The organism is Bacillus sp. AR4-2, assembly GCF_008274865.1.
Taxonomy (GTDB): domain Bacteria; phylum Bacillota; class Bacilli; order Bacillales; family Bacillaceae_G; genus Bacillus_A; species Bacillus_A cereus.
Window position 1 is genome coordinate 1,931,517 of the sequence record NZ_CP031062.1, and the last position, 12,257, is coordinate 1,943,773.

A 12,257-nucleotide genomic window follows, 5' to 3' on the forward strand; every position below is an offset into this window, starting at 1 on the left:
GAACAAAAAAAGTGTTTCTAAAATAATTCCGATCATAATAGCAATCAGCCTACTACAAGCATGTAGTTTTTTTGAAGAAAAGATAGAGTATGAGCCATTTGTTAAGGCATTGGATGAAGGTGACATGAAAAAGGTTATGTCTGCGAGTGATGATGGGTATGCTTTTGTGGCACAAAGAGGCATATATAGTACATATGAACAAAAAGAAGATGGAGAGCATAGAAAAACAATCTACCAAACTTCGACAGGCGTATATAATATAAAAGATAAAAGTTTATATGGGAATACAACACAAGAAATTACCTCAGAAGTAGATAATAAAAATTATAAAGAAGAAGTTAATTATAGTACAAATATTATGTATAAAAATGAAAAGGTGCAAAGTCCGGATTCAAATCTAGATGTTTCATATGTGAACTTAATTGTAGATCGTTTAAAAGGGATAGGGAAACTAAAGATGAAGCCCGGGGATGATATAAAAAAGTTTGATCAGCCTAGTACTGTTGGATATAAACTAAATGAATTAGAGTTTCAGAGTATCGTTAATGATAAGTTGAAAATACAATATGATGAGTATGATGGTGGATCGATTGTACTGCATATTGATTCTAAAAATGGTTCAAAGCAGATATTGGAAGTAAGTATTGTAATAAATTATAAGAAAAGAAATGATGAAGGCAAGTTAGTGAAATACATATCACAAATACATACATCTTTTGATAGTCACCAAGGCAATAACCAAGATGCGAAACAGGAATATATTGATTTTAAAGCACAGTATAATAAGAAGCAGTAATATTAAGAAGGGCATTTGCACGTAAAGATAATAGCGACATAGGTGTGATAAATATTTCATAAATATAGTGGAAAGAATTTGAGGATAAACGCCCCAATTGCTGGAGTAGATGCAACAATTGGGGCGTTTATCTATCTAAAATTAGCTTGAATACATGACATGTTTTAGTTAGGGGCATGGCTTTACAAGTAGTTTCTTCATAATAACGGTGTGGGGTTTTTGTGTAATCAGCTTTTATTGCTAAGTTACAACTATTTTCGTTTATAGAGTATCTCTTATTATCGATACATCGTCCACATTCCAATGTCTTTAAATCCTAGTCGTTTATAAATTCGTCCAGCAGCTGGATTGTTATAAAATAAACAAAGTGTTCGGCCTTCTTTCGTAAAGTCTTGGATCATTTTTTGTAATATGAGTGAAGCGTAACCATTTCCGCGATAATTCGGGTGTGTACATACACCAACTACCATAGCAGATAATGAATTTTCAGCGGAAGTAGAGGCGGATGCGATGATCACGCCATCTTTTTCAATATAGTATGTGCGTCCTGTATTTGTTTCGATAGCCTGCCTTAATATTTTCTCTGATTCATTGGTAGTCGGAAATTCAGCAATGTCACTTCGTAATTTCATAATTCGTTCTATATCATCGAGTGAGGCAAGTTTAATTGTTTCATGAATTGGTGTGCTAGGTAAGTTGTTGTCATTTAGACATTCGCAAAAATACATTTCATTTTTAGTACCTAGTTGTATATTTGAAGCAGTTTCAAATTGTTCTACGATAGTTGACTTACCAGAGAGTTTAAGCGGCTTATATGTGGAAAGAAGTGCCTCATAATCAGTGGTAATAAATTCTTCTTTACTATAGGGTATAAATGAATCGTGGAATCGGAGTAGAATTGATTTTAATGTTCCATTCTCTTTAAATACTCCCCATAATTCTTGAAAATCTGTGTCATAACCGAAAGCTTCAATATCTCCAATAATAAACAAGTTAAGGGCTGCTTCTTCTTTTAGATAAGCGAATACTTGTTCATGATCTTTCTTTGTTAATTTTCGCATCATAACGAATCGACCTCTTTTTTTATTTTTCTAAATATTACAACTTAAGTTTTTTGAAATCAATATAAAATTTTATGTTTAGTTCACAAACTTTCGGAAAAACTAGGAAAGATATGACAAAGGAGGTTATGAACGGTGGATCATCCAATTCAAGGGTTAATGAAAGCAGCAATGGAAAATTTAAAAGAAATGGTCGATGTAAATACGATTGTTGGAGAGCCTGTTCAAACGGCTGACGGTGGTGTAGTGTTAACGGTTTCTAAAGTAGCGTTCGGTTTTGGAGCAGGAGGTTCTGATTTCCAAACGAATGATGGACAAAGAGCGAACGGTAACCCTGCATTTGGTGGCGGTAGCGCGGGTGGTGTTTCGATTACACCAGTAGCATTTCTTGTGGTGAATAAAGATGGAGTAAATATTCTACATCTACAAAATGCGACACATTTAGCAGAAAAAATGATTGAATTAGCTCCACAAACAATTGATAAAATTCAATCGATGTTCCAAAAAGAAGAAAAGAAAGAGGGAAATCATCATCCTCAAAACCCTGATGAAATCCTTTAAAAACGCCTGCTTATGAGCAGGCGTTTTTTCTTGTAATCACTATGTAATAAAACACATGAAATTGTAAATAGTTTTTGAAGTTTTTTCTATGTTTCTAAAATTTTTCATGTTAAAATATGCTATAGAATTGAAACATATAAAACGAAGGTGGCTAGGTGCTTTGTCTGGAGGATCTGACCAAGTAAAGAATATGATATATATTAATGGTAATCGTCGAGGTCATTGTTTTATTACATCAGGAATTACGTTTAAAGAGTTTGCGAGTAACATCCCTTCACCGCTTCATCAAGTGTTGCTTTTGAAGCACAACTTTGAATGGACGGATTTTCATTATCATACTTTATTTGAATATGTTGAGGAAGAAAATATACATAAGTTAATTCAAGCAGAGATTGATGAATTTGATGAATTTTGTTGGGTAGATTTTGATGATGCAAGCGATTTAGATGAATTAGAGCCGAAAGAAATTGCAGAATTATTATATTTGGCTCACAAAAAAGAACCACTTGCAAGAACATTCTTTCCGCTGTTGAAAAATAGATTTGTTTATTTTTCACATGATGACGGATGGTACAACAAAGTGTATTATCGTAGAATTGCTGATTTTGTAGGAATGTTAAGTAAAGTCATTCCGTATAAACTCGGTGCTTTCGGTAAGAAACGTTTTTCTTTCTTCCAAAAATCAAAAATTTTCCCAGCGATTTCAAAAGAATTGATTATGGGACTTATTCCACTAATGGAAGATGGTCTTTACATAGATTTAGCAGGGAAGATTGAGTCAAGAAGAGGTCTTGAAATTCCGGTATATGTAGTTGGTTCGTATGAAAGTACGGATGAGGTGTTAGATAATATCGATGAATTGAAAGAGGAAGCAACAGAAACAGGTTGGCTCATTTTTGATAAGAAAGAACAAGAGTGGCAATGGGTTGTTGACTAAGAAAACTTGGCGTATGAAGTCAAGTTTTCTTGTCATTTGAAAGGAGTACAAATGAAGAAATATTATACAATTGTGGGTATTATAAGTATTATTCTCGTGGCAATATTACTTATAACTTGTCCGAAAGAATCAGATTTTAAAGTGTATGTACAGGATAAGTATGCGTTGAATTGTAATGAGAGTAGTTTTGAATGCACGCAAAATGTAGATGGTAAAAAAGAAAAACTACAATTTGAAAGTACAGATGCACGAAATGGTGTATTCTTTATGACTGTAAAGCAAACATTTAAAACAGAAGCTGGTGTTTCAAAAGAATATAGCGGAGTAGGAATGTTTGGTACATTTCTTTTTGTTTCAGAGAAGACTTTCTAGTAATAGAAGGTCTTTTTTTTATGCTTATGTTCATATAGATGAAGTAAGACAAGCATAGGAGGGGTATTGATGAAGAACACATGTATTGTTTGTGGCGGTGAGGAGTTTTTTTCCTCAACGTTATATGCACGTACGAAACAAGATTGGGCATATGCACCAAACATGTATCGATTTGAAAAAGTATTTATTGAGCATCGAGATGAAGAAAATTATCCAGTGTTTCAAGAAATTACAGCGAAACATTGTTGTGGATGCGGCCATATTATGTTGTATCATGAATGAACACACCAAGTATGACTTGGTGTGTTTTTTTAAAACGCTGACAAAGCAAGCGGATAAAGTAAAGTAAATAAAACAGAAAAACTACCAAAACCAATGGCTGTATATCCAAGTGTTCTTGCTCCGAAATTGACAGCTAATAGGCCAACTAAAATTGCTAGGGAGCCGAGCGTAACTGGATAAAAAGCAATGGAGAATAACGAAAGAAATAAAGCGACATAGCCTACCATTGCACCGGTATTTGTACCTTCTATCTCATTTGCAATTTCTTTACGCTTATGTCTAATTGGAATGCCAGCTGGTGATATTTCAGCTGCATACTCTTCGTTTTTTTCACCACTTTTAAAATGATGATTTCTTTTTCTTCGCATGTACATCCCTCTCTTTCAATTGGGTGTACCTATAGTATCTTTCATAAAGAGAAGAACATGAGTATGAGTTAAACCCAAGTAAAGCAAAAAATGGAGAATACGTATTCCATCGTTAACATATCCATCTCCTATTGAAGATAAAGTGAGGGATTTTTTCCATCACGACTGATTATCAGCCAGCAACAATTGGATTTTTATGAGCAGTTCTCTCCCATTAACTGGTCCGCATCCATTGAATTTTGAGGTAGGTGTCTTACTGCAAGCGGGATAAAACAGGAATTTTGGAAAATGATGTAGAATGAAATGAGTGATAAAGCGTGAAGGTAGGGGAATGTATGACGAAATTTAATTGGCATGAATCAGCAGAAAAGAAATGGGATAGTAGCGCAGAGTTTTGGAATCAAAATAGTCAAGAGATGTGGGACAGTGGTAGCAGAAGTACAATTATTCCGTTTTTTGAACAATACGTAAAGAAAGAAGCACAAGTGCTCGATGTTGGTTGTGGTGATGGGTACGGTACATATAAATTAAGTAGCGCAGGCTATAAAGCAGTGGGAGTAGATTTATCGGAAGTGATGATTCAAAAAGGTAAGGAGCGCGGAGAAGGACCGAATTTATCTTTTATAAAAGGCGATCTTTCTGCATTACCATTTGAAAATGAGCAATTTGAATCAATTATGGCAATTAATTCTTTAGAATGGACGGAAGAGCCATTACGAGCGTTAAATGAAATAAAGCGTGTGTTAAAGAAAGATGGATATGCATGTATTGCAATTTTAGGACCGACAGCAAAGCCACGAGAGAACAGTTATCCTCGCTTGTATGGAAAAGACGTTGTTTGTAATACGATGATGCCTTGGGAATTTGAACAGTTAGCGAAAGAACAAGGTTTTAAAGTTATAGATGGCATCGGCGTATATAAGCGCGGAGTAAATGAGAAGATGTTAGGTCAACTACCTACAGAGTTACAACAATCGTTAACATTCTTATGGGTATTTATGTTAAAAAACGTATAAAGAAATGAAAGAATTTTTAGGAGGTAAATAAGTGCAGAAAATACAAAAAACTGATACAATATCATCAGAACCAATTAAAGGGGGACTAGGGTATATGACAACTACTACAACAGTGAAATCCGATATTGAAATCGCACAAGAAGCGAGTATGAAGAAGATTCAAGAAATTGCAGCTGATTTAAATATTTTAGAAGATGAATTAGAGCCATACGGACATTATAAAGGTAAGTTATCTCTTGATATTTTTAAGCGCTTACAAGATGAGGAAGACGGTAAAGTTGTTTTAGTAACAGCGATTAACCCAACTCCAGCTGGAGAAGGTAAATCAACAGTAACAGTTGGTTTAGGTCAAGCTTTTAACAAAATTGGTAAGAAAACAGTAATTGCACTTCGCGAACCATCTCTTGGACCAACGATGGGATTAAAAGGCGGAGCAGCAGGTGGCGGTTTTTCACAAGTCGTACCAATGGAAGACATTAACCTTCACTTTACTGGAGATATCCATGCGATCACAACTGCCAATAACGCATTAGCAGCGTTTATTGATAATCATATCCAACAAGGAAACACACTTGGAATTGATACGCGTAAAATCGTTTGGAAACGCTGTGTTGACTTAAATGATCGTGCCCTTCGTAACGTAGTAATTGGTCTTGGTGGACCTGTACAAGGTGTACCACGTGAAGACGGTTTTGACATTACAGTAGCATCTGAAATTATGGCCGTGTTCTGCCTTGCAACAGATATTCAAGACTTAAAAGCGCGTCTATCTCGCATCGTAGTTGCTTATAACTTTGCAAATCAACCTGTAACGGTTAAAGATTTAGGTGTAGAAGGTGCGTTAACACTATTATTAAAAGACGCATTAAAGCCGAACTTAGTACAAACGTTAGAAAATACACCAGCTATCATTCATGGCGGACCATTTGCGAATATCGCTCACGGTTGTAACAGTGTTATCGCTACAACAATGGCAGCAAAATTAGGTGATTATGTTATTACAGAGGCTGGATTCGGTGCTGATTTAGGCGCTGAGAAGTTTTTAGATATTAAAGCTCGTGCAGCTGGCATTAAACCAGAAGCAGTTGTTATTGTTGCGACGATTCGTGCGCTTAAAATGCATGGCGGCGTTGCAAAAGATCAATTAAAAGAAGAAAATGTAGATGCATTAGCAAAAGGTATGGAAAACTTACAGAAGCATGTTGAAACAATTCAAAGCTTTGGAGTGCCTTTCGTAATTGCAATTAATAAATTCATTACAGATACAGATGCAGAAGTTACATACTTACAAGAGTGGTGTAATGAGCGTGGCTATGCAGTATCCTTAACAGAAGTTTGGGAGAAAGGTGGCCAAGGCGGAGTTGACCTTGCTGAAAAAGTACTAAAAGAAATCGAAAAAGGTGAAAACAACTACGCACCACTTTATGAATTAGAATTACCATTAGAAGAAAAAATTCGTACAATTGCTCAAAAAGTATATGGCGCAAAAGATATTGAATTTGCTCCGAAAGCACGTAAGCAATTAGCTCAATATGAAGGAGAAGGTTGGAGTAATCTACCAGTTTGTATGGCGAAAACACAATACTCTCTTTCTGACGATGCAACAAAATTAGGTCGTCCATCTGACTTTATCGTCACAATTCGTGAGTTAAAACCATCTATCGGTGCAGGCTTTATCGTTGCGTTAACAGGTACAATGTTAACAATGCCAGGTCTTCCAAAACAGCCAGCAGCACTTCAAATGGATGTAAATGAAGATGGAAAAGCAGTAGGTTTATTCTAAAAGGTTGTAATTCATCTCGTTTATCTGTAAACTATATATACATCAAGTGGCGCCTTTCCATCGAAAGGCGCCTGTTTTTTGGAGGAAATTATGTTTGATCCAACTGCTTTTGACAATTTAAAAGTAATCGTAGAAGGTGCTGTGTATGATTTTGATCTACATGGAGATATTCTTGTAACAGATCGAAAAGATATGATGGATCTTGCTTCATTAAGTCGTATATATCATATCTCATTTCAATTAACAGAACCGTTTGAACCATTAGTAGAAGCAACATTTTCATTATCTGTGGATGCAAAGAACTTGTCTGGTGAAATACTAGAAGTGCCTCAGTTTACACCAGGTTGTGAAATGAAGCTAGCATTTTCATTCCCGTTAGAACAACCAGAAGTAAAATGCGAAGAAATTGAAACATTAATGCGTTCTATATGGGGAAAAGAAAGAATGATTATGCAGAAAGTTTCATACGAATATAATAAGCAAGCGATTTCATATCATAATAAGGTAGAGGTTCTATTTCAAAAAGCGATTACAGAAGACCATGTTGATGATTTAATAGCTGTTATTTCACACATGATAGAAACGGTGCGAACAATACAGCATTTTCTTCAAAAATAGAGATAAAGGAGAAAAACAAATGATAAAAGATATGCAACCATTTTTACAACAAGCTTGGGAGAAGGCTGGTTTTAAAGAGTTAACTGAAATTCAAAAACAAGCGATTCCAACTATTTTAGAAGGACAAGACGTTATAGCTGAATCTCCAACTGGAACAGGAAAAACATTAGCGTACTTATTACCCCTTTTACATAAAATTAATCCTGAAGTAAAACAGCCACAAGTTGTTGTTTTAGCGCCAACACGTGAACTTGTAATGCAAATTCATGAAGAGGTTCAAAAGTTTACAGCAGGAACTGAAATTTCAGGTGCATCTTTAATTGGTGGTGCAGATATTAAGCGCCAAGTTGAAAAATTAAAGAAACACCCAAGAGTAATTGTCGGTTCACCAGGCCGTATTTTAGAATTAATTCGTATGAAAAAGCTAAAAATGCATGAAGTAAAAACAATTGTATTTGATGAGTTTGATCAAATTGTAAAGCAAAAAATGATGGGCGCAGTGCAAGATGTAATTAAATCAACGATGCGCGATCGTCAATTAGTATTCTTCTCGGCGACAATGACAAAAGCGGCAGAAGATGCGGCACGTGATTTAGCAGTGGAACCACAATTAGTACGTGTAACACGTGCAGAATCAAAAAGCTTAGTTGAGCATACGTATATCATTTGTGAGCGACGCGAAAAAAATGATTACGTAAGAAGAATTATGCATATGGGCGATGTAAAAGCAGTTGCGTTCTTAAACGACCCATTCCGTTTAGATGAAATTACTGAGAAATTGAAATTCCGTAAAATGAAAGCAGCAGCTCTTCATGCAGAAGCAAGTAAACAAGAGCGTGAAGCGACAATGCGTGCTTTCCGCGGAGGGAAATTAGAAATTCTACTTGCTACTGATATTGCAGCACGCGGTATCGATATTGACGATTTAACACACGTAATTCATTTAGAGTTACCAGACACAGTAGACCAATATATTCACCGCTCAGGACGTACTGGACGTATGGGTAAAGAAGGAACTGTCGTGTCTCTTGTAACACCACAAGAAGAGCGTAAATTACTACAATTTGCGAAAAAACTAGGCATCGTATTTACGAAGCAAGAAATGTTCAAGGGATCATTTGTAGAAACGAAACCGAAAGCACCAAAGAAAAAGAAACCAGCATTTACTGGGAAGAAAAAGCCTAGATAAATGATAGGGAAGGCGTAACTATTTGTAGTTACGTCTTTTTTGTTTGTAAACAAGCGATAATGGGAATTGTATTAGTGTTTTTAATGTGCCTATCATATATATGCTTCTACTGGGAGTATCGAAAAAAGGGTAGTTTATTTATTTGGTTTATACGAGGAAATAATATAAAAAAAGTCGAATATTAAACTGACACGAAATAATAAAAAGAAGGTACACATATGGATAGGAAATTAGGAATGTTTTTAAATACGAAACATATTGAAGTAAACGAAGGAATACAAAAAGCAAGGGAATGGGATTTAGAATATATTCAATTATATGCTATGAATCCGACTTTCAACTTAGCTAACATCTCAAAGATACAATGGAATACATTAAAAGAAAACTTATCTTTTAATGAGATTCAAGTCCCATCATTAGCAATTAGCTTCGGAGAAAATGGAATAATAGGAACTGAAGCTGAATGTGTAATAGAGAGTTTTAAATATATTACTGATAAAGGGTTAGGGTTAGGAGCTAACGTAGTAACAGCCCATATTGGGAAAATCCCTGAAGATGAAAATAGTGAGTACTATGATAAAATGCTACGTGTTTGTTATGAGATAGGGGAATTAGCGTTCAAATTTGGAGGATTCTTCGCCATTGAGACGGGATCTGAAAAAGCAATAGTATTAAAACGATTTTTAGAAACTGCAAACTCGAAAGGACTAGCTGTTAACTTTGACCCAGCAAATTTAATAAGTGATGTAAATGAAAATCCGGGAGAAGGTTTATTACTATTAAAAGATTATATAGTACAAACTCATATTAAAGATTGTAAAGAAGTGAAAAGTGATCGTTCAACTAAGTATATAGAAGTCGCAGCAGGGAATGGTGAAGTAGATTTCGATATATTCTTCAAAGTATTAGATAAAATTGGATTCGACGGATATAACATGATTGAAAGAAATGATTATTTTGATGAACTGGATGGGATGAGTCAGTCGATAAATTTTGCAAAGAAGTACATACCAACTCAAAAGGAATAACGATAGCATCTATAGAAAGTTACATAGAATATAAAAACAATAGGAGGAATACAAATGATTCATAAGGTCGGACAAATTATGTTATATGTAAATAATCAAGATGAGGCAGTAAATTTTTGGACGGAAAAGGTAGGGTTTCATGTAGTTGCAGAGGAAGATAATAAGCAAGGAATGAGATGGATTGAAATCGCTCCGAAAAGCGGTGCGGAAACGAGCATTATATTACATAATAAAGAAGTTATTTCGAAAATGAGCCCAGAATTGAATCTTGATACACCGTCTTTAATGTTCTTCTCAGAAAATCTTGATCAACTATATACAGATTTAACAAATAAAAATGTTACTGTTGGAGAAATGGTAACTATGCCTTCTGGTAAAGTGTTTAACTTTGCTGATAGCGAAGGGAATTATTTTGCGGTTATGGAGAAGAACCAATAATAATATTGCTATGTGAAAATCCCCCTCAAATATATTTGAAGGGGATTAAATTTTTGAAGTGGATTTTTCATTAGAGAGTTGTTTAATAAAAAATACTCCTTTTTCAATAGCTGTCTCAATATAGCCAACAATTTGGTCAAACGTAAATACTTGTAAGTCTTCATGCAAGTGTTGCTTTGGATATAACATATCTTCAAAAAGATACTTTCGAAATTCTAAAACGTTTTCTTTAGAAACCTCTTCAATATCCACAATGTGAGCCTCTTGATTGAGAAGAGAGAAAAGCTGTTGTTCTTGATCGTAATGATGAAGCAACTTTGCATTTAACAATTTAAAATCGTTATAGTACAGGGGTGCGATCGTTTCGTCATTCTCTATTCTATTTTTTAGCCAAGGTAGAAAAAATCCACTTAGCCAATTATCATCGGCAATGAGGTGGGTATAATAGCCTAAAATAAATGGGGAATCTATATGTGATTCATATTTATGAAAAAATGAATCATAATCTATTCTTCTCGTATAGTTGTTCGTTGTACCGTCATAAAAATGTGAGGTTCCTTTTTCTTTTTTTGAATGAACAGCATCAGGGGCTACAGCTCCAAGTAAGAAAGAAGTCTTATCGTGAATAGATAGTTTCTCAGCAATACCGTTAGCGATAATAACATGCATAATTCGTGATCCCATGAATGCCACCTCTGTTTCCAGTATTCATTTCAGGAAGAGGACTGAACAGTTAGTATTACTTTCCCTGTACTTTTTCTACTTTCGACCCATTCATGTGCTTTCCCTGCATCTTGAAGTGGAAAAGATTTCGTAGCCTTAATTTGTAAACGTCCGTCACGCAAATAACGGAAAACTTCATTTGCAGTTTCTTGGAGCAGTTCAGGACGCTTTTTTCGTGTGGTTCCAAAGCTAAAACCGAGTATAGAGCGGCAACTTGCATGTAAATCTTTCGTTTGAAAGTTACCAATTTCACCGCTAGCATTACCGAAATGAACGAGGCGACCGTAAAAAGCAAGGCAGTTTAAACTTCTTTCAGAAACAGTTCCAGAAATAGAGTCCAAAATAATATTCACTCCTTCTCCGTTTGTCAGCTCATTGACTTTCTCTACAAAATCTTCAGTTTGATGACAAATAACATAATCAGCTCCAGCATCTAAAGCGATTTTTCTTTTCGTTTCACTTCCGATAGTACCGATAACTGTTCTAGCCCCTAATAGTTTTGCAAATTGAATTGCGGTAGTACCAATCCCGCCAGCAGCTGCATGAATGAGTACAGATTCACCTTTTTGAATCCTTGCAACATTTGCGAGTAAATTATAGCTTGTAAAAGATACGATCGGACAAGCGGCTGCAGTGTGAAAGTCAACTTCATGGGGTAATACGAAAGTAAGATTTTCATTTGCAACAACGTATTCTGCGTAAGATCCATTTTGAGGAAAAGCAATGACACGTTGTCCAGGGTGAATATTTTTCACATGAGAACCGACACGTTCTACAATACCAGTGGCATCTATACCTGGAATAAAAGGTAGTGCTTTATTTCCTTTTTTACCATAACGTGATTTAATATCAGCGAAATTTACACTAGTAGCAACTACGCGAATTAAAACTTGATCTTCTGAAATAGCCGGTATATCAAAATCTGTATATTTCATCACTTCAGGACCACCGAACGACGTTACAACGATAGCTTTCATTATATGTCCTCCTAAATTTGACTATATAAATTATTTTAAATCTTTATCAGAAATTGGAAAATTATATAATAGTTATGTGTGGTTATAAGTGAAGCTTATGAACTCAGT

General features: G+C 35.2%; 15 protein-coding genes. 11 read left to right on the forward strand and 4 right to left on the reverse strand.

The window, feature by feature from the left end:
• The first annotated feature begins 22 nt into the window (after nt 1-22).
• Nucleotides 23-796, forward strand: coding sequence for a DUF3952 domain-containing protein (locus DN399_RS10065; protein ID WP_142338789.1), 774 nt, complete (start codon nt 23-25; stop codon nt 794-796).
• 278 nt (nt 797-1,074) lie between these two features.
• Here the strand turns inward: DN399_RS10065 and DN399_RS10070 are convergent, their stop codons facing one another.
• Nucleotides 1,075-1,860 carry a GNAT family N-acetyltransferase gene (locus tag DN399_RS10070; protein ID WP_000984760.1) on the reverse strand — a complete coding sequence of 262 codons (786 nt, stop codon included), beginning with the start codon at nt 1,858-1,860 and terminating at the stop codon, nt 1,075-1,077.
• 132 nt (nt 1,861-1,992) lie between these two features.
• Between DN399_RS10070 and ytfJ the strand changes: the two genes are divergently transcribed.
• The 4 genes from ytfJ to DN399_RS10090 all read left to right on the forward strand — a co-directional run bounded on the left by ytfJ (nt 1,993) and on the right by DN399_RS10090 (nt 4,009).
• Nucleotides 1,993-2,418 carry a GerW family sporulation protein gene (ytfJ, locus tag DN399_RS10075; RefSeq protein WP_000349991.1) on the forward strand — a complete coding sequence of 142 codons (426 nt, stop codon included), beginning with the start codon at nt 1,993-1,995 and terminating at the stop codon, nt 2,416-2,418.
• Nucleotides 2,419-2,578: 160 nt separating this feature from the next.
• Nucleotides 2,579-3,355, forward strand: coding sequence for an oxalate:formate antiporter (locus DN399_RS10080; RefSeq protein WP_000014087.1), 777 nt, complete (start codon nt 2,579-2,581; stop codon nt 3,353-3,355).
• Between the two features lie 51 nt (nt 3,356-3,406).
• On the forward strand, nt 3,407-3,727 hold the full coding sequence (locus DN399_RS10085) for a hypothetical protein (RefSeq protein ID WP_000761174.1): 321 nt from the start codon (nt 3,407-3,409) through the stop codon (nt 3,725-3,727).
• A 69-nt stretch (nt 3,728-3,796) separates the two neighbouring features.
• On the forward strand, nt 3,797-4,009 hold the full coding sequence (locus tag DN399_RS10090) for a hypothetical protein (protein ID WP_000798747.1): 213 nt from the start codon (nt 3,797-3,799) through the stop codon (nt 4,007-4,009).
• Between the two features lie 29 nt (nt 4,010-4,038).
• On the opposite strand, the gene DN399_RS10095 is transcribed toward DN399_RS10090, so the two are convergent.
• Complete coding sequence (locus DN399_RS10095) at nt 4,039-4,377, reverse strand: hypothetical protein (RefSeq protein WP_001253201.1); 339 nt, start codon at nt 4,375-4,377, stop codon at nt 4,039-4,041.
• Between the two features lie 335 nt (nt 4,378-4,712).
• On the opposite strand from DN399_RS10095, the gene DN399_RS10100 reads away from it, so the two are divergent.
• The 6 genes from DN399_RS10100 to DN399_RS10125 all read left to right on the forward strand — a co-directional run bounded on the left by DN399_RS10100 (nt 4,713) and on the right by DN399_RS10125 (nt 10,449).
• Entirely contained in the window at nt 4,713-5,393 is a 681-nt protein-coding gene (locus DN399_RS10100) for a class I SAM-dependent methyltransferase (protein ID WP_000160049.1), read from the forward strand.
• A 94-nt stretch (nt 5,394-5,487) separates the two neighbouring features.
• The gene (locus DN399_RS10105) at nt 5,488-7,176 is read left to right on the forward strand and encodes a formate--tetrahydrofolate ligase (RefSeq protein WP_013141915.1); all 1,689 of its coding nucleotides are present in this window, start codon (nt 5,488-5,490) and stop codon (nt 7,174-7,176) included.
• Between the two features lie 90 nt (nt 7,177-7,266).
• Complete coding sequence (locus DN399_RS10110; protein WP_000460219.1) at nt 7,267-7,794, forward strand: hypothetical protein; 528 nt, start codon at nt 7,267-7,269, stop codon at nt 7,792-7,794.
• 19 nt (nt 7,795-7,813) lie between these two features.
• The gene (locus tag DN399_RS10115; protein WP_000588613.1) at nt 7,814-8,983 is read left to right on the forward strand and encodes a DEAD/DEAH box helicase; all 1,170 of its coding nucleotides are present in this window, start codon (nt 7,814-7,816) and stop codon (nt 8,981-8,983) included.
• Between the two features lie 218 nt (nt 8,984-9,201).
• Nucleotides 9,202-10,011 (forward strand): sugar phosphate isomerase/epimerase family protein, encoded by an 810-nt coding sequence (locus DN399_RS10120; protein WP_049107450.1) that lies wholly within the window; start codon nt 9,202-9,204, stop codon nt 10,009-10,011.
• A 54-nt stretch (nt 10,012-10,065) separates the two neighbouring features.
• On the forward strand, nt 10,066-10,449 hold the full coding sequence (locus tag DN399_RS10125; protein WP_000581462.1) for a VOC family protein: 384 nt from the start codon (nt 10,066-10,068) through the stop codon (nt 10,447-10,449).
• Between the two features lie 45 nt (nt 10,450-10,494).
• On the opposite strand, the gene DN399_RS10130 is transcribed toward DN399_RS10125, so the two are convergent.
• Both DN399_RS10130 and DN399_RS10135 read right to left on the reverse strand, forming a co-directional pair.
• Nucleotides 10,495-11,133 (reverse strand): zinc dependent phospholipase C family protein, encoded by a 639-nt coding sequence (locus DN399_RS10130; protein WP_006922477.1) that lies wholly within the window; start codon nt 11,131-11,133, stop codon nt 10,495-10,497.
• 29 nt (nt 11,134-11,162) lie between these two features.
• Nucleotides 11,163-12,149, reverse strand: coding sequence for a quinone oxidoreductase family protein (locus DN399_RS10135; RefSeq protein WP_000644623.1), 987 nt, complete (start codon nt 12,147-12,149; stop codon nt 11,163-11,165).
• Between the last annotated feature and the right edge of the window lie 108 nt (nt 12,150-12,257).